Annotated in this window: 19 protein-coding genes, 1 pseudogene and 1 riboswitch; of the genes and pseudogenes, 4 read left to right on the top strand and 16 right to left on the bottom strand. The window is 35.2% G+C overall.

Annotation, left to right across the window (positions count from 1 at the left end):
• Nucleotides 1-274: 274 nt before the first annotated feature.
• A complete protein-coding gene (gene rnz, locus AC0OM3_RS02960; protein ID WP_000397455.1) occupies nucleotides 275-1,198 on the bottom strand; it encodes a ribonuclease Z in 924 nt (307 codons plus the stop codon).
• A gap of 189 nt (nucleotides 1,199-1,387) precedes the next feature.
• On the opposite strand from rnz, the gene AC0OM3_RS02955 reads away from it, so the two are divergent.
• Entirely contained in the window at nucleotides 1,388-1,639 is a 252-nt protein-coding gene (locus AC0OM3_RS02955) for a DUF3932 family protein (RefSeq protein ID WP_000665709.1), read from the top strand.
• A gap of 36 nt (nucleotides 1,640-1,675) precedes the next feature.
• On the opposite strand, the gene AC0OM3_RS02950 is transcribed toward AC0OM3_RS02955, so the two are convergent.
• Nucleotides 1,676-2,215 carry a hypothetical protein gene (locus AC0OM3_RS02950; protein ID WP_474211065.1) on the bottom strand — a complete coding sequence of 180 codons (540 nt, stop codon included), beginning with the start codon at nucleotides 2,213-2,215 and terminating at the stop codon, nucleotides 1,676-1,678.
• A gap of 167 nt (nucleotides 2,216-2,382) precedes the next feature.
• A riboswitch (M-box (ykoK) riboswitch) is annotated at nucleotides 2,383-2,550 on the top strand.
• 331 nt (nucleotides 2,551-2,881) lie between these two features.
• On the opposite strand from AC0OM3_RS02950, the gene mgtA reads away from it, so the two are divergent.
• A complete protein-coding gene (gene mgtA, locus AC0OM3_RS02945; protein ID WP_474211064.1) occupies nucleotides 2,882-5,587 on the top strand; it encodes a magnesium-translocating P-type ATPase in 2,706 nt (901 codons plus the stop codon).
• A 72-nt stretch (nucleotides 5,588-5,659) separates the two neighbouring features.
• The gene (locus AC0OM3_RS02940; protein ID WP_000262342.1) at nucleotides 5,660-6,361 is read left to right on the top strand and encodes an MgtC/SapB family protein; all 702 of its coding nucleotides are present in this window, start codon (nucleotides 5,660-5,662) and stop codon (nucleotides 6,359-6,361) included.
• 40 nt (nucleotides 6,362-6,401) lie between these two features.
• On the opposite strand, the gene AC0OM3_RS02935 is transcribed toward AC0OM3_RS02940, so the two are convergent.
• The 3 genes from AC0OM3_RS02935 to AC0OM3_RS02925 all read right to left on the bottom strand — a co-directional run bounded on the left by AC0OM3_RS02935 (nucleotide 6,402) and on the right by AC0OM3_RS02925 (nucleotide 9,893).
• Nucleotides 6,402-7,640: a DNA polymerase IV gene (locus tag AC0OM3_RS02935; RefSeq protein WP_001208853.1), complete on the bottom strand. Its 1,239-nt coding sequence runs from the start codon at nucleotides 7,638-7,640 to the stop codon at nucleotides 6,402-6,404.
• Nucleotides 7,641-8,101: 461 nt separating this feature from the next.
• Entirely contained in the window at nucleotides 8,102-9,220 is a 1,119-nt protein-coding gene (locus AC0OM3_RS02930) for a tripeptidase T (protein ID WP_000609824.1), read from the bottom strand.
• Nucleotides 9,221-9,347: 127 nt separating this feature from the next.
• A complete protein-coding gene (locus tag AC0OM3_RS02925; RefSeq protein WP_033672813.1) occupies nucleotides 9,348-9,893 on the bottom strand; it encodes a GNAT family N-acetyltransferase in 546 nt (181 codons plus the stop codon).
• Between the two features lie 189 nt (nucleotides 9,894-10,082).
• Between AC0OM3_RS02925 and prli42 the strand changes: the two genes are divergently transcribed.
• Entirely contained in the window at nucleotides 10,083-10,175 is a 93-nt protein-coding gene (gene prli42, locus AC0OM3_RS02920; RefSeq protein WP_000549037.1) for a stressosome-associated protein Prli42, read from the top strand.
• A gap of 72 nt (nucleotides 10,176-10,247) precedes the next feature.
• Here the strand turns inward: prli42 and AC0OM3_RS02915 are convergent, their stop codons facing one another.
• The 11 genes and pseudogenes from AC0OM3_RS02915 to AC0OM3_RS02865 form a co-directional block, all read right to left on the bottom strand.
• A complete protein-coding gene (locus AC0OM3_RS02915) occupies nucleotides 10,248-10,487 on the bottom strand; it encodes a DUF3894 domain-containing protein (RefSeq protein ID WP_000281167.1) in 240 nt (79 codons plus the stop codon).
• A 66-nt stretch (nucleotides 10,488-10,553) separates the two neighbouring features.
• Nucleotides 10,554-11,114 carry a L,D-transpeptidase gene (locus AC0OM3_RS02910; RefSeq protein ID WP_474211063.1) on the bottom strand — a complete coding sequence of 187 codons (561 nt, stop codon included), beginning with the start codon at nucleotides 11,112-11,114 and terminating at the stop codon, nucleotides 10,554-10,556.
• 16 nt (nucleotides 11,115-11,130) lie between these two features.
• Nucleotides 11,131-12,099: an aromatic acid exporter family protein gene (locus AC0OM3_RS02905; protein WP_000472672.1), complete on the bottom strand. Its 969-nt coding sequence runs from the start codon at nucleotides 12,097-12,099 to the stop codon at nucleotides 11,131-11,133.
• 100 nt (nucleotides 12,100-12,199) lie between these two features.
• On the bottom strand, nucleotides 12,200-12,922 hold the full coding sequence (locus AC0OM3_RS02900; RefSeq protein ID WP_000590204.1) for an amino acid ABC transporter ATP-binding protein: 723 nt from the start codon (nucleotides 12,920-12,922) through the stop codon (nucleotides 12,200-12,202).
• A complete protein-coding gene (locus tag AC0OM3_RS02895; protein WP_001046920.1) occupies nucleotides 12,915-13,574 on the bottom strand; it encodes an amino acid ABC transporter permease in 660 nt (219 codons plus the stop codon). Before AC0OM3_RS02895 ends, AC0OM3_RS02900 begins: the two co-directional genes overlap by 8 nt.
• Before the next feature lie 36 nt (nucleotides 13,575-13,610).
• Complete coding sequence (locus AC0OM3_RS02890; protein WP_000737669.1) at nucleotides 13,611-14,390, bottom strand: transporter substrate-binding domain-containing protein; 780 nt, start codon at nucleotides 14,388-14,390, stop codon at nucleotides 13,611-13,613.
• 251 nt (nucleotides 14,391-14,641) lie between these two features.
• Nucleotides 14,642-15,055 carry a BrxA/BrxB family bacilliredoxin gene (locus AC0OM3_RS02885; protein WP_001979317.1) on the bottom strand — a complete coding sequence of 138 codons (414 nt, stop codon included), beginning with the start codon at nucleotides 15,053-15,055 and terminating at the stop codon, nucleotides 14,642-14,644.
• Between the two features lie 144 nt (nucleotides 15,056-15,199).
• Complete coding sequence (locus tag AC0OM3_RS02880; RefSeq protein WP_474211062.1) at nucleotides 15,200-15,607, bottom strand: YjdF family protein; 408 nt, start codon at nucleotides 15,605-15,607, stop codon at nucleotides 15,200-15,202.
• 80 nt (nucleotides 15,608-15,687) lie between these two features.
• Complete coding sequence (locus AC0OM3_RS02875; RefSeq protein ID WP_474211061.1) at nucleotides 15,688-16,194, bottom strand: NUDIX hydrolase; 507 nt, start codon at nucleotides 16,192-16,194, stop codon at nucleotides 15,688-15,690.
• A gap of 70 nt (nucleotides 16,195-16,264) precedes the next feature.
• Nucleotides 16,265-16,968 (bottom strand): annotated as a pseudogene (locus AC0OM3_RS02870) (DUF421 domain-containing protein).
• A gap of 106 nt (nucleotides 16,969-17,074) precedes the next feature.
• Entirely contained in the window at nucleotides 17,075-18,253 is a 1,179-nt protein-coding gene (locus AC0OM3_RS02865) for an FtsW/RodA/SpoVE family cell cycle protein (protein ID WP_000831178.1), read from the bottom strand.
• Nucleotides 18,254-18,294 lie beyond the last annotated feature (41 nt).

Genomic DNA, 18,294 nt, shown 5'->3' with positions numbered 1-18,294 from the left:
TTATAGCTTGTTTTTTATAAAACGCTTACTTTTGTTGAATTTTAAAAGTTCTGAATAAAAGTCCATTTCTGCTATTTGTATCACTTGTATGTCATCTGACTTATATAACAGTTTTTCTAAATAATCATTATTTCGTATTTTTATCCTATATATTCAAACCATCCTAATTTTCTGTATCATCCAAGTATAAGTATAAAATAATAACAGTTTTATTTTTAAATTTTTTTAAACATAAAAAAATGGTAACCCGCCGTTACCATTTTTTACGAAATTATCATTTTTCTACTGGGAATGATTTCAAATCTGTCGCTATTTCTGTATTAGAAAACAACTCTCTAGCCTCTTTCAATAATTCCTTATATGTATCTCCTTGATAGCGAGAACTAATGTGAGTTAATATTAGTCGCTTCGCATTTGCCTGAAGTGCAATGCTCGCAGCTTGCTTAGATGTAGAATGAAAATAATCATACGCTTGTTGCTCATCTTCTGCTGCGAAAGTCGCTTCATGGACAAGTACATCTGCATCTTGCGCAAGCTCCCTACTCGCTTCGCAATATCGCGTATCACCTAAGATAGTAATAATTCTTCCTTTTTGAGGTGGGCCGATAAACTCATTTCCATTTAATATCGTGCCATCCTCTAATTCAACTACTTCACCATCTTTTAAACGTTTAAAGATTGGACCTGGTTTCACACCCATCTCAAGCAACTTATCAACTAAAAGAGCACCTTGTATATCTTTCTCTACAATACGATATCCAAAGCATTCTATACCGTGTGACAATCTTTTCGTTTCTACATAAAATTCATTATCTTCAAATACGGTACCTTCTTCTGTTATCTCCACAACTTCAAGTGGATATTTCACATGTGTCGTACTTACCGATAATGCCACTTCAATAAATTGTTTAATTCCTTTCGGTCCATACACCGTTAAAGGCGTAGTTCCTCCTTGAAATGAACGGCTACCTAATAAACCAGGCAACCCAAAAATATGATCGCCATGTAAATGCGTAATAAATATTTTTTCAATGCGGCGCGGACGTACAGATGTATGTAATATTTGATGTTGCGTGGCCTCACCACAATCAAATAACCAAGTTTGTCCTCGTTCTTCTAACAATTGTAAAGCAATTGCTGAAACGTTCCTTCCTTTTGAAGGAACACCTGCACCAGTTCCTAAAAATACAAATTCCACTTTCTTTCCTCCAGCTCTAAATATACTCTATCTCTCATCTTACGGAATGTTATTTCAAATGGCAAATTGAATTTACATAACGAAACATCTAGACAACTATATAACACGAACGTTACACTTAAAAAATTTAGCTATCGTTCGTTTTTTGTGTTAAAATAATTATACTACATTTTAAGGGAGCGTTTTATTATGAAAGAAGTATTTCGTTTACAAACTGATTTTTCATCTTCATTTGATCGCTGGGTAAGTTCTTTCGTGTCTGATCACCCAGCACAATTAGAATGGACAACTTTAAAGGAATTAATCCATGAATATACAACATCACATACAAATGATACGTTACCAGCATATATTTCTTCAGCTTTAACATATTACGCCCAACGCGTTTCAACTACAAACAGTTCAGAGATTGTTATTTTTGAAAACCCTACAATCTCGTAATCTATAATAAAAAAAGCACTAGTTACAGTGCTTTTTTTATTTATACTTATTTAACAAATAATCATATTCCGTCCAAAAGTCGGTATACATACTTCGCTCAAACTCATTTGAAATTATCTTTTCACTTGATTTATTAAATAATTCTTTTGCTTGTAGTGCAAAAGAAACAATTTGTTTTCTATATTCATTTTCATTCAATTCTATATGAAGTCCTTCATAGTATATAGCCTTTTGATTAGTAGAAATAACTTTGACAAAGTCCTTTAAAATCACGTTTTCACCTATATGGTTTATAGTCCAATGAATTGAAATTGGGCATCCTAACATTAACATAGTGCCACATCCGTGCAAAATAAGCCCCTCTTCATTTTCAATATCACAAATATATTCTTTATCTAAAGTTCGTAACAAAGCTAAAGCTGATTCACTTATTCCCCATTCCTCATCCATACCTGTCCGCGTAATAATCGTTCCAGCCACATTTAAATATATTTCTCCGTGTGAACATAAATCTTCCTGCTCATTAAACAACCATTTTTGATTCTCAATATTTATAATAAAATTTTGTGGTCCCATTACAAATTCCCCTTTTATAAAAATATTTATTTTTCATATTATTTATAATCAATATCATACATTTCATCCCACATATCTATTATAAATCCGTTTAATATTTTAAAAACACAGATAAAAAAATATTGACACTACAATTTTACAGTGCTAACATTCAACATGTAATTGAATATGGTCTCTGTTAGGTGAGGCTCCTGTATAGAGAAACGCTGCTGCCCAAAAATGTCGAGAGACGCCAATGGGTCAACAGGAAAGGTCGGAATGAAGGCCTTTTTTAATGTAGCTGGTTTCAGTACCTATGCTATACAGTGCTAAAACTCAACGAGGGAGAGGTGCATGTATTTTGTCATACACAAAAACTGTTTTTATTTATGTCTACTAACAGTCTTTGTTGTGGACTCTTTTAACTGCGAATTCAGACCTTTACTCGTTTTGAGTAAAGGTCTTTTTACGTCTATATGCACCTTACTATGAAACAAACATAGCATATTCAGAAACTACTAAATTGTACGGAGGTGAGGAACAGTTGGCAATTGATGATTCGGCCCAGATACCCATACGTTTTACATTCATATTTCATCATGTAGGTAGGAAAGAAACTGTTCCTCACCATTTCAAATAGTTAGGTAACAGATTGTTTCCTCCTTCATGACAGAGGAGGAACTACCGATGTTTAATTTACAAAGACAAGAAACAAAGCATGCTTATGAGCAAGATAGCATGAAAACAAATAACGAATTATTAGTGGAGGTTGCAACACAAGATGTAAGCTCTGCGTTAAAACTTTTAGAAACAACACAAGATGGATTATCTAAACAAGAAGCGTCTCGTAGACTTTCTTTATATGGTCCGAACGAAATAGCTCATAATAAAATGGCACCGTGGTACATTCAATTTCTGTCGGCATTTAAAAATCCATTTATTTTCGTTTTATTAGCTCTTGGAGCACTCTCCTTTTTCACGGATGATATGCAAGGAACAATTGTCGTATCTGCAATGGTACTACTTAGTGCAACAATTCGGTTTTCCCAAGAATTTCGTTCTCAAAAAGCTGCCGTTAATTTAAAAGCTATGGTTCGAACAACTGCAAGCGTATTTAGAATAAATGGATTTGTACATGAAACAAAAAATGTAACGAATTTAAATCGAAATTACACAACAGAAATTCCAATTGAGGAACTTGTACCTGGCGATATCATTTCCCTTTCAGCCGGTGATATCGTTCCAGCTGATGTGCGTATTGTATCCGCTAAAGATTTATTTGTTAATCAATCTTCTTTAACAGGGGAAGCACTTCCTGTAGAAAAATACGAACACTGCTACCATACAGAAAATAAGCATATCTTACCGAAAAACATGAAAAAAAATTACAATCCACTCGATATGGAAAACCTTTGCTTCATGGGAACAAATATTGTAAGTGGTAGCGCAAAAGCTGTTGTCATCTCAACAAGTACCGATACGTATTTCGGCTCTTTAGCAAATAAGGTAATTGGAAAGCGTGTAGAAACAAGCTTTGATAAAGGTGTAAACAAAGTAAGCTGGCTCTTAATTACATTCATGCTTATTATGGCACCTATTGTCCTTCTCATTAATGGATTCACAAAAGGAGATTGGCAAGAAGCTTTCTTCTTCGCTATTGCCGTCGCTGTTGGCCTTACACCTGAAATGTTACCAATGATTGTAACTGCTAATTTAGCTAAAGGTGCCGTTAACATGTCTAAACAAAAAGTAATTGTAAAACAGCTAAATTCTATTCAAAACTTAGGTGCTATGAACATTCTTTGTACAGATAAAACCGGAACTTTAACAGAAGATAAAGTGGTCCTTGTTCGTCACTTAGATCCCAAGGGAAATGAATGCAATCGCGTCTTGCAATTTGCCTATTTAAATAGTTTCTATCAAACTGGATTGAAAAATTTAATAGATAAAGCTGTTATTAAGCATACAGAGGAAAACAATACATTTAATCCATCAGCTTTTCAAAAGCTAGATGAAATTCCATTCGATTTCGCCCGCCGGCGTATGTCAGTTATCGTAAAGGATATTTCAGGTGAACATACAATGGTTTGTAAAGGTGCCGTAGAAGAAATTTTATCAATTTGTAACTACACTGAAGTGGATGAAAAAATCGTTCCACTCACCGAGGAAATACGTTCAAATGTCAAAAAACTAAGTGAGACACTAAATAGTGAAGGTATGCGGGTTATTGCTGTGGCTTATAAAAAAGATAGAAAAATAAATGATACAGAGTACGCAGTAAAAGACGAAACTGATATGATTCTCGCTGGATATATCGGCTTTTTAGATCCACCGAAACCATCTGCAGCAGCTGCAATTCAAGCATTACAAAAACATGGTGTACAAGTGAAAATTTTAACTGGCGATAACGAAATTGTTACAAGAAAGGTTTGTAAAGAAGTTGGATTAGATATCGGCGAACCAATCCTCGGTTACGAGATTGATTCTTTACCAGATAAAGCATTAGCAAAACTTGCTGAAGAAACGACTGTATTTGCGAAGCTTAATCCAATGCAAAAATCTCGTATTATACACGCATTACAAGAAAATGGACACACTGTAGGTTACATGGGAGACGGCATTAACGATGCTGTAGCATTACGTGAAGCTGATGTCGGAATATCTGTTGATACTGCTACTGATATTGCGAAAGAAGCTTCCGATATTATTCTACTCGAAAAAAGTTTAACTATATTAGAAGCAGGGATTTTAGAAGGACGTACTACATTCGGAAATATTTTAAAATATATTAAGATGACAGCTAGCTCTAACTTCGGTAATGTGTTTAGCGTGTTAGTAGCAAGTGCTTTCATTCCTTTTTTACCGATGCTTGCCATTCATCTTTTAATTCAAAACTTACTTTATGATATTTCACAACTTTCTATTCCATGGGACAAAATGGATAAAGAGTTTCTAGAAAAACCACGAAAATGGGATACTGCAAACTTACGAAACTTCATTATTTATATCGGCCCAATTAGTTCTATATTTGATATTATCACATACGTAGTCATGTGGAATGTATTTGGTGCAAATACACCGAGCGAGCAATCATTATTCCAGTCCGGTTGGTTTGTCGTTGGATTGTTAACACAAACTTTAATTGTTCACATGATAAGAACACAAAAGATTCCATTTATTCAAAGCACTGCATCAACACCAGTCGTTTTATTAACCGCTCTTATTATGGCAATCGGGATTTATATTCCATTCTCACCACTTGGTGCAGCCGTTGGTTTACAAGCATTGCCACTTAACTATTTCCCTTGGTTAGTAGGAATACTATTAGGCTACGCTTTTTTAACACAATTCCTGAAAAAGCTTTATATTAAAAAGTTTCATAGCTGGTTGTAAAAATAAGAATGAGTGGGTATCCCCCGCTCATTCTAAAAAACATAACACATATTATATATGGAGGTGACCATGATGGTATGGTACGACATTGTATTCAGGTTAGTTATAGCAATTATTGTAGGAGCTTGCATTGGAATGGAAAGACAATGGAGACACCGAATGGCTGGGTTACGGACAAATGCTCTCGTATCACTTGGTGCCTGTATATTTGTTTTATTATCCGTCATGCTTGATCATGATGCTAGCCCATCCCGCATTGCTGCTCAAGTCGTTAGTGGTATTGGATTTTTAGGGGGTGGCGTTATTATCCGCGATGGTTTTAGTATTAGAGGGCTAAATACAGCAGCTACTTTATGGTGTGCAGCTGCTGTCGGTACTCTTACAGGCGCCGGTTTCCTCGTTGCAGCTATATTAGGTGCAGCCGGCGTGTTACTAGCAAATATACTTCTTCGCCCAATTGCTCTTTTTATGAATAAAAAATCAAAAGAAGAATCACCAGAACAAACGAACTACTTACTTTCCCTTACTTGTTCAGAAGAAAATGAAGCACATATTCGTTTTTTACTTATGCATATGGTAAGTACAGAAGGAATCGGTTTAAAAGAGTTGTATAGTGAAGACGTAGATTCTAATCAAAAGGTGTGTATACAGGCTACATTACATTGCAAGACAAATGCGGCTATCTTAATCGAAAAAATAGTAAGTAGAATGCTATTAGAATCTGGCGTTACTGGAGCTGGATGGAAGACTTCTTTAAATTTAGAAGCGAGTTAACTAGGAAAGGTGTCATGATTTTACTACTTCATGACACCTTCTACATAAACTTATTTTCTAACTTTTGTTGAAACGACTTCTCTTGCTTACGTAGTAGTTGACTACCTCGTTGTAAAATTGGTGTTCCATACTTATCATTAATTTGATCAATGACAGCAAGTAGTGGTTCTTTTTTCGCATCCTCTTCAAATGAAAACAAATCTAATTGTTTCACCGATTCTGTCTTCCACTCTATTTCAGTAGCTGTAACACCTAGTAAACGAACGGAATCACCATCCCAATGTTGCTTCCATAAACGGGATGCTGCTTGAAAAATATCACGTTCCTCCCAAATTGCATTTTTCAATTGCTTACTCCGTGTTACTGTTCGCCTATCATGGTATTTAATCATAATTTGAATATTATAGCTGACAAGGGTTCGCTTTTGTAATCTTTTACTCACTGATTTTGATAACCGTTCTAACATATCAAGTAATTCTTTCTCTTCATCCATATCCTTTGAAAAAGTCATCGAGTTACCGACACTTTTATGTTGGCCCATTTGACTCGGATCCACTTCCCTATCATCCGTACCTTTTGCACGCTTTTGTAAATCAATACCGTGCTTCCCAATTTTAGCGCGAATGATATGCTCGTCTCCCTTCGCTAATTGTTCAATTGTATGTATATGAATTTCATTTAATTTTTCAGCTGTTTTTTCTCCAATCCCATGCATTGCTTCAACTGGAAGTGGCCAAATCATTTCTGGAATATCACGTTTTCGAAGTACGGTAATACCGAGAGGTTTTTTCATATCAGAAGCTGTTTTTGCTAGGAAAAGATTTGGAGCGATTCCGATACTACACGGAAGCTGCAACTCTGTTAGTAGTGCTTGTTGAATCATCTTTGCTATTTCAAGAGGCGAACCAAGTGCGTAGCAATCTGTAATATCTAAATATCCTTCATCTATTGAGACTGGTTGTATCTTTTCTGTAAAACGAGAAATGACTTGAAACATTTGAAATGAAGCTTCGCGATATAATGTGAAATTAGGACGCCTTACAACTAATTGCGGGCATAACCTTTTCGCTTCCCAAAGGGGCATCGTCGTACGTATTCCGTATTCTCTCGCCTCATAACTACATGTTATAATAATTCCTTTTCTCTCTTTTTCATTTCCAGCAACCGCTAATGGCTTTCCTTGTAATGATGGATCATGAGCAATTTCAACAGATGCGAAAAAACAATTCATATCTACATGTAAAATTACACGACCATTTTTCGGATACATTTCTCGCATAGTACTCACTCCTAATCAGAACGTTCGTTCTTTTATTATATCAAATTTTGCACAATAGTTATAATAATTACTTGTTCTTTTTTATAGTCGATATAAAGAGGATATATAATAAAGTGAAAGTTTAATCAGCCCTCACCAATCGGGCCTTTACGGGCAGCAGGGCCCCACCTAACTTTTTTACTTTCGCTGAATTTTGAGGTAGGGGTGTTACTGCCCGGCAAATAGCGGGATAAACTCAACTATACATTCCTTTTTGTTATATTAATCATTGCAATTAATTATTTACTACTTCCCATTTTCAATATGAATACGTTAGGATTATTCCCTCGTCTAGTATATGTAGCAACAACGTATATACTTCCATAGGTTTTCTTATATTGGCTTATACGTTTTGTCAAAGCAATCGAGTCAAAATAAAAAGCGTGTAAATCACAATTGATTTACACGCTTTTTCTATTCCATTACTTCGCTACTTCTTCAATAATTGCAACAACTAATTCTGCTGTTTTTGCTAACTCTTCAACAGGAATCTTCTCGTTTGTTGTATGAATTTCTTCATAACCAACTGCTAAGTTAACTGTCGGGATACCATGTCCTGCAATTACGTTTGCATCACTTCCGCCACCACTTTGGTGAAGAGAAGGTGTACGACCAATTTTTTCAGCTGCACGTTTTGCGACTTCTACAACGTGATCGCCATCAGCAAATTTAAATCCTGGGTACATAACGTTTACTTCAACGTCTGCATGACCGCCCATTTCTTTTGCAGTTGTTTCAAATGCTTCTTTCATTTTCGCAACTTGTGCTTCCATTTTCTCATTGATTAAAGAACGAGCTTCTGCAAAGATTTGTACATGATCGCAAACGATATTCGTTTGTGTACCACCTTCAAAACGTCCAATATTTGCAGTCGTTTCAGAGTCAATGCGACCAAGTGGCATCTTCGCAATTGCTTTCGCTGCGATAGTAATTGCAGATACACCTTTCTCCGGCGCTACACCAGCGTGAGCTGTTTTCCCGCGAATAATTGCGTTCACTTTCGCTTGTGTTGGAGCTGCAACAACGATTTCACCAACTTTTCCATCGCTATCTAATGCGTAGCCATATTTCGCTGTAATACGCTCACGGTCTAATGCTTTTGCACCAACAAGACCTGATTCTTCTCCGACTGTAATAATAAATTCAATTTTACCATGAGGGATATTTTTCTCTTTTAAAACACGGATTGCTTCGAACATTGATGCTAATCCAGCTTTATCATCCGCACCTAAAATTGTTGTACCGTCTGATACGATATATCCATCTTTAATAGAAGGCTTAATTCCATTACCAGGAACTACTGTATCCATATGAGAAGTAAAGTAAATTGTATCAACACCCTCTTTTGTTGCTGGTAAAGTACAAATTAAGTTACCTGCACCATGACCAGTTACAGCCATTGTGTCATCTTCAAATACTTCTACACCTAAATCTGTAAATTTCTTCGTTAATACTGTGCAGATTTCTGCTTCAAATTTCGTTTCAGAATCTACTTGTACTAATTCCATAAATTCATTTACTAAACGTTCTTGATTAATCATAAGACTGCGCCTCCTGCACTACCATTATGTATGTAACACTATTAATTATAACAGAATTTCGCAAAAGTTTCGAAATACAAGACAAAAAACAGATGGTTTACATGTCTAGATAACCATCTGCTTTCTATTACTCATTTAACAATACCCAGCGCATATGATCTTCCCACACGCCATTTACCATTAACATCTTCCTAGACACGCCTTCATATTGAAAACCTATCTTCGTTACTACTTGTATAGATGCTAAATTACGAGGCATAATCGGAGCTTCTATACGATGTAACTGAAATTCCTCAAAAGCAACTTGAATCGCTTTTCTAAGTGCTTCTGTCGTATACCCTTTGTTTAACTCTGCTTTATCTAATTTATAACTGAGTACACAAGATTGATAAATGCCACGAACGATTAAATTAAATGAAATACACCCAATTATTTTCGTATCATCACCCTTTTTAAAAATCCATAGTCTGATGATTTTCCCTTCTTCGAACTCTTTTCTATCCTTTTGCAATTTTTTCTTTTGATAATCTAGCGTAAAAAAATCATCCGGTCTATACTCTTCCCAAGCTTTTAAAAATTCACGATTTCTGTCGTAATATTGAAGAACTGTTTCAGCATACGACTCATCAATTTCCCTTAAGTATAAACGATCTGTTTCGTATATTTTCATCATCGTATCTCCATTCTTCAGCTTGCCCAACTAAAAATTAACAATATACCCTTTAACTATATTCTCTATACACACTCAAATTTCCTGTTATATTTTGCAATCCCCTCCCGAATTTTGTCCTCACTCTCCTCTTGTCCATAATTTCATTTCTCGTTACAATGAAATTGTACTGATTTGCAAGGAGGTATAACGATGCATAAAAAAGCTCAAAAAATTATGGTTTATGTGATGCTAATTTCTATGCTTGTAACAACATTACTTGCTGGCGCGAGTATGTTTTGGTAAAAAGGGCGATGTGTTCGTCCTTTTTTTACTTTTTACACATGAAAAAATAAACCATCTCGACATCGAGATGGTTTATTTTATATAAAACACAATCGCTACAATACTAAAGGAAAATGACATTACAAGTGCTATTACAAAACTTGTATATTGTTTCTGCTGAAATGCCCCAATAACAAAAGTGAGATTAAGTAATGCCATACATACAATCGCTACAAGATAAGAACATATATTAAAAGTTGCCAATATGAATGTAATAACAAATAGAAATCCCATAAAAAACTGCATATATGAAAGTTTCGGATTCAAGTACATATGAGCAACCCCTTTATCTAATTTTATCTTTCTATACTCTCATTAACGCACGGTTATGTACACATGTCAAGACAACTTATTATAATAGAAAAAGCCAACCTTTTCATTGGCTTTTTCATATGCAACGGCTCCTTTTTCTTTTGCCAATTGCTGAAATGATTTTTTCGATTTCACAATCCATACTTTCGTTCCAATTGGAATGCGCTCAAACAAATATTCCACATCGTTTTTCTTCATTCTTATACACCCTTGTGAAATATACTTTCCAATTGAACTCGGTTGGTTTGTTCCATGTATTCCATATTTACTTCCATCAGTTCCTCTTGCATTAAATCCAATCCACCTTGACCCAAGTGGATTTTTTGGCGATCCACCTGGAATATCCTTCGCAATGTAATACGGATCCTTTGCTTTCATTACAACATCAAAAGTTCCTTCTGGAGTTAATTCATTCGTTTTCCCTGTCGCTACTGGAAAAACCTTTTGAATCTTTCCATCGTCAATGTAAGCTAATTTATTCGTTGCTTTATTTACAATAATAAAAGGATCTCCGGCACGTGGATTATCCCCAAGAGGCCAAATCGGCGATAAAGAAAGACATAATATGATAGAGAGAAGATACGGCATAGATAATTCCTACCTTCTATATAAGTTCTTTTATATTATCCTTTCCCTTAAAGCGACTTTTAATGAGTAAATATTGTTCCATTTCATACACAAGTTGAACAAGTTTCGCACGTATCTCAAATTCTTCGCGTGTAACTGGCAATGGCATGTCTCTAAATAATTCCCTCATTTCTTGAAGCTGCCTTAAGGAAATAACGCCAGTACTCTCAGGGCTAATAGCATTACCAATGTTTTCAACAACATCTGCAATCATGTCAGCTTGTTCATATGTCCACGATAAAGAAGCTGCTAGTGGTATCATTCGCTCTAAAATTTCGAATTGTTGCATGCGCATATTAAAATAACGATAGTAATAATCATCTTCTCGCATAAATGCATTCTCAAGTTTTTTAAACGATAAATCCCTTGCTTCATTTAACATATTCTCGGTTTCAATGAGTTCTGCTCCACTCCAACTACTTTCTCGATTTCGTAAATACACAACCATTTCAAACAAAATCGTTTTAAAATTACTCTCTATTTTATCCTGATACTCTTTTAGCTTATTTTCACTACTCGGCATATACATATTTACTAATAACGCCACGCTAATCCCTATCGTTAATATAGCAATTTCATTTCCAACTATAAGCCATGTAATTTGCTTCAATGAATATAGATGCATAACAATAACTGAACTCGTGACAATACCTTCTTGAATTTTAAGCATTACTGCAGTCGGAATAAATGTAAGTAACAATATGCTAATTGCAAGTGGTGTATAGCCTATCGTTTCAAAAATACAAAACGCGAATACCATTGATAATACACACGCTAGAAAACGATGTAACGACACTTGAAGCGATTTGCGCTTCGTATTTTGTACACATAAAATAACTAAAATACCTGCTGAACTATAAAATTCTAACCCTAATAACTGAGCAATAAAAACTGCCGCGCCTGTCCCTATTGCTGTTTTTACTGTACGATATCCAATTTTAAACATATCATTACTCCTATATGTATAAACGTATTTACAGCTAGTATAAAAAAAGGATGACACAATGTCATCCTTTTCTACTTATTATTCACATAACCTTTTCATATTACAATATTTTTTGTAAAAATTGTTGCGCACGTTCACTTTTCGGCGCTGCAAAAAATTCTTCTGGCGCACTATCTTCTACAAGCTTTCCTCCGTCCAAGAAAAGAACACGATCTGCCACTTCTTTTGCAAAACCCATTTCATGTGTAACGATAGCCATCGTCATTCCTGTCGTAACTAACGATTTCATAACTTCTAACACTTCTTTCACCATCTCTGGATCTAGCGCCGATGTCGGTTCATCAAATAACATAACTTCCGGTTCCATTGCTAACGCTCTTGCAATTGCTACACGTTGCTTTTGTCCTCCCGAAAGACGATTTGGATACGTATCTTTTTTATCTACTAATCCAACCTTTTCTAAAAGTTTCTCAGCTTTCTTTTCAGCTTCTTGCTTCGTTACCCCTCTTACATTGATAGGAGCATACGTAATATTTTCTAATACAGTCATATGAGGAAATAAGTGAAAATGCTGAAATACCATACCGACATTTTCACGAACATGCATAACATTCGTTTTCGGATTCGTTACTTCTTCCGTTCCAATCCAAATGTGACCATCCGTTGGTGCTTCTAACATATTCATACAACGTAAAAATGTTGATTTTCCTGATCCAGAAGGTCCTATAATTGCAACTACTTCCCCTTTTTCAATCGTTGTTGTAATTCCTTTTAATACTTCGTTTTTACCAAATGATTTATGAAGGTTTTCAATTTTAATCACTTTTCTTCATTCTCCCTTCAATTGCCTTCCCGACTAATGTAAGAATAATGACTAACATATAATAAATCAGTCCAACAAAAAGTAATGGTTCAAGATATTTAAATGTCTCACCGCCTACAATGTAAGCACGACGCATTAAATCAGTCGCGCCTATTACTGTTACTACAGCCGATTCTTTCGTAAGTGTCGCAAATTCATTCACAAGCGCTGGTAATATATTTTTTAATGCTTGAGGGAAAATAATATTTCTCATCATTTTTCCGTATGGTATCCCTAAAGCCATTGCTGCTTCTGTTTGTCCTTTATCAACCGCTTGAATACCAGCACGAATTACTTCTGACATGTATGCACCTGAATTCAAGCTAAACGCAAGTACAGCTGCTAAGAATGCTGGTATTTCATAACCAATTATTTGTGGGACGCCGAAATAAATAATCATTAATTGCAATACAAGTGGTGTACCACGAAAAATTGATGTATAAAAATCTGCTGCTATATTTAATGCTCGTATTCTAACAATTTTACAAAGTGCTAATAGCGTTCCTAAAATAAATCCTGCTAAAGCTGATACCGCTACAATTTTCAAAGTAACTTCTAAACCTTTTAGTATATATGGTATCGAAGGCGTAATCGCCGAAAAATCTAAATTCATTCTTTTCATTCCCCTCACAGAAAAGTGAAAGGCAGCTTATTTTCCGCTGCCAAACCATTTCTTCACTAATTTATCCATTTCTCCATTTTCTTGCATTTTTTTAATTACTTTATTAAATTCAGCTGTTTTATCACTGTTTTTCGGAAGGGCAATTGCTGCTCCAACTTCTTCTGGTGCTTCTTTAATTTCAATTCCTTGTAAATCTTTCATTTTCTCTAAATAATTTTTAGCAACTGTGTCTTCTATAATTGCAGCCTCAAAACGACCAGCTTTAATTTCTTGTACGATTTCTGGTATACGGTCACGTCCCTCAACTTGGAAATCTACTTGTTTTTTAAATTCGGCTGCTTTCTCTTCTTGAATAGACCCTGTTTGTACTCCTACTTTTTTCCCTTTTAAATCCTCTACAGATTTAATGTTAGAATCCTTTTTAGAAACGACCATATTTTTCGCAACAAAATAAATATCTGTAAAATCAACATTATTTTTACGCTCTGCAGTTGGCGTCATGCCTGCCATTACGAAATCAACTTTTCCTGAACTAAGAGATGCTAATAAACCACCAAAATCCATATCTTTCACTTTCACTTCATACCCAAGTTCTTTTCCGATATATTTAGCAACATCAACATCAAAACCAATAATTTCATCACTTTTTGAAGCTTCCACGTATTCATATGGTTTATAATCCGCTGAAGTCCCCATTACGAGTACTTTCTTATTTCCTTTTCTTTCTTTCGGCTCCCCATTACTACAAGCGCTGAATATACTTACAATTAAAATAAGTGCAAACGATATTGATACTAACTTCTTCATCTTTCTTCCCCCTAATAATGTATATTTAAAAGTTTAATAGAATATTTATTCGATGTTTGTATTGTATCAGCACTTTTATTTTTATGCAATATATAAAATAAAAATAAATAAAACAGCAATACAAACGCTGTTTATTATGTATAAAAAAATGCATAAAACAACATAACTATGCATATCTCAGAAATTTTAATAATAAATAAAAAAGCGGCACATCCACTTGATTGTGGATGTGCCGCTTTTTCTCTTATTTTTTATAGTTCTTCACAATTCTCTTCGAAATACGATTGTAGTTTCGCAATAACTTGCATCGGTTCATGACCTTCAATTTCATGACGCTCTACCATCGTTACAATTTTTCCATCTTTTAATAAAGCAAATGATGGAGAAGAAGGTGGGTACCCTTCGAAATATTCACGCGCTCTTGCTGTCGCTTCTTTATCTTGACCTGCAAACACCGTTACAAGGTGGTTAGGACGTTTATCATAATGTACGGAATGCGCAGCAGCAGGACGAGCAATACCACCTGCACAACCACATACAGAGTTTACCATTACAAGTGTTGTTCCATTTCTTTTAAATGCTTCTTCTACCGCTTCTGGCGTCGTCAATTCTGTATATCCAGCAGAGACAATCTCTTCACGCGCTTGGCGGACAACATCATTCATAAAAAAGTTAAAATTAATCACTCTTTTCCCTCCTCTAAAACTACCTATTTGTATCTTACCAGTTAATGTTTATGAAATACAAGTAAGTTTACTTGTATTTAAGTATAGAAAAGGTGTTAGAGCTCTTGCTCTAACACCTTTTCTTTAATGACCACGATGTTTTTGCTTTGCTTTTTGTACTTTCATTAAACGTCTTCTTTCTTTTTCAGCTTCTCGCTTCTCTTTAGACTGCACTTTCTTTTCTTGCTTATGCAATTCATAAGATAAACTAATCGCCTCTTGCGCCTTAGTAAAACGTTTAATAGTTGTTTCTTTTGCTGCTTGTCGTATGATACGCTTTATGTTTTTAGGACGCTGTTTTTCATTAACTTCTACACCACATTTTGCAAAGTGCTGAAAATGCTCTAAAATTGAACCATTCACAAACATAAGCACTTCTTCATCTGACGGTTCCGCTCCAAAAATATACCTCGCTCCATACAATTTCCCTTTTTCTTTACATGTAATAATTCCAACAAAAAATTGACCATCGTGATATACTGTCAAATTCATTGACAGCCCCTCCTTTAAAAGATTAGAAATACGGGACATCCCGGAGGGGAAGGTTACTGACATGAAATCATGCGTCTGGACTACCAACCAGAGCTGTGTTTTTGTATTTCTTTCACTATTATTATATCTTTTTTTTCCATAATCTTCATATATTCAGCAATCATTTTTTTATGCGATCCTACAATATAGTCAGGTAGTTCTGTTAGTGAAAAGAATTTAAGCTGAACTGCTTCTTCTTTATTCATAACAAAATCCCCTTCGTATTCATCCGTATAATAGGCGGTTGTTACAGATTGAAATTCATCACCGTTTGCTAATTTTGTAAAGTAGTTCGCTCCAGAAAATACATTGATTAGTCGCAAATTCTTCACTTTTATTCCTGTCTCTTCATATACTTCACGATAAGCTGTTTCTTCTGGTGATTCACTAAGCTCCATTAGCCCGCCAGGTAGCCCCCATTTTCCGTACGGCTCTGTCCGCTGCTGTAATAAAACATATCCATTTTCATTTATAACGAGTACAACAGCACCAACTAAAATTAAAGGGCGATGACCAACTATTTTTCGTAATTCTTCTACATATCCCACCGTATCGCCTCCTTTTTCGTTGTCCACACTATTGTATCATATGTACGAAACGACAAAATGCGTATATCTTTCATTTTTTTAACAAAATATTTATTTTATGTGATTCATCTATTGTAGCTAACATGATAGATTCGACTTCTGTACTCTCCTCTAGCAATTCTCTCGCCCACGCTTCTGTTTTTCCTAATAATGCAAGAACATCTTTCTGTATCCTCCCATCCTTTACTAATACAAAAGAAACTGGAGATTTTTTTCCCGCCACTTTAAGATCAAGCCGCGAAACTGCTTCATATTTTGGATACCGAAATATAGAAACGACACCGTTTGCTTCCCATAATGCTAATTTAATCGTTTGAATATCGCTCACATTTCGCATACGAAATTCCGAAAATAAATATCCCGCCGTAATTCTCGCCTTTTTCAAATTGCTACAATCAATGGAACCATTATGTATAAGAATAATCGGTGCAGGCTTTAAAAACCGTCTCCATCTATCCCATTTCAACATTAAAATAGAGCTTACAATATGAAGTACAACTAGTATACAAATTGTACTCATTGAACCAAGTAATCCGACCTTTTCATCAAAAACTGCATTAGAAATATTCCCGCCAAGTAATAACACTAATACAACATCTAAAAAACGAAGTTGTGCGATAGACCTTTGCCCATCGCTTTCGCAACTAATATTAAAAATATGTATGCTATAATAGCCCGAATAACCCATTTACTATTAGAAAGATGCCGTGCTCCTTCAAAAATATGCATATGCATCACTTTGCACTCCTTACCCGTCTCAAACTGCTATCCTGTTTAGTTTGCAACGTTTATGAGCATATATGTAAAAAAGCTGGTTCGTTTAAAAACGAACCAGTTTTTTTTACTTAACTGAAAACATATATTTTTTATAAGTTTTCCGTACCGATAGTATGAGCCCCATCATAATCATATTCGAGAATAAGGAACTTCCCCCATACGATAAGAAAGGTAATGCAATACCTTTTACAGGCATTAATCCAACAATCATACCGATGTTTTGGAATATTTGAACTGTTAATATACCGATCGATCCAGCGCATAATAATGTACCAAATAAATTATCAGCGGAATAACCAATAATAATTGTTCGATATAGTAGTAATAGGAACAAGAAGACAACTAAGGCTGCTACGATAAATCCACCTTCTTCGGCAATTGTAGCGAAAATAAAGTCAGTATGCTTCTCTGGGATATAGACGCTTCCTCCCCCAAACCCTTTGCCTTCCATTCCTCCACTACCTACAGCTAAAATCGATTGCTGTGTTTGATAACCTTGATCTGCATTTTCAAATGGATTTAACCAACCTACAATACGCGACTGTTGGTGAGGTTTTAGTAAAGTAACTAACTTATTATAGAAAAAATCTGGATACTTAAAGAAAATAAATATTAATGTAGATAATATGGTCACCGGAATAACTGTACATAATGCTATCAATTTTTTTTGAATACCTGACATAAATAAAATACATGCAATAGCAGCAGCATATAAGAACACCATACCTGTATCCGGTTGGCTATATACAACAGCCATAGGAGGAAGAGAAACTAGCATAATTTTACCTACTAATTTTAAATCCGTTTGGAATGTCCTTGCCATATACTGCGCATTATGTTTCACAGCTATGCTTGCTACTACAAGAAGCAATGCAATTTTGAAAAACTCAGACGGCTGAATTTGTCCAAGTACTGGAAAAACGAACCATCTTTTTGCACCTAATTTTTCAGGTGTGAAGGTGGAAACCGGTAGTATTTTCAAAAGAATAAGTGAACCAAACCCGGCAATATAAAGTGGCCAAGACAATTTTTGCAATTGATCTAAGTCGATGCTTGCAACAAGAAGTAACAATACAATCCCAATTATGTAGTTAACACCTTGTTTCATAGCAAAGTTTGCAGCTCCATACTGTCCCGTTTGCTGACTGCTATATATAGCAGCTATACTCGTCACACATAGTGCACACAAAATTAAAATTAATTTTACATCTAAACTTTTTAGAAACTCGGTACTTCTTTTCATGACACCCTCCTGAAACATTGTTACGGCAAAAATAAAAAACC

The sequence above is a fragment of the Bacillus sp. FAU20 genome, from assembly GCF_056033865.1.
This window is presented reverse-complemented; position numbering and strand designations above follow the sequence as displayed.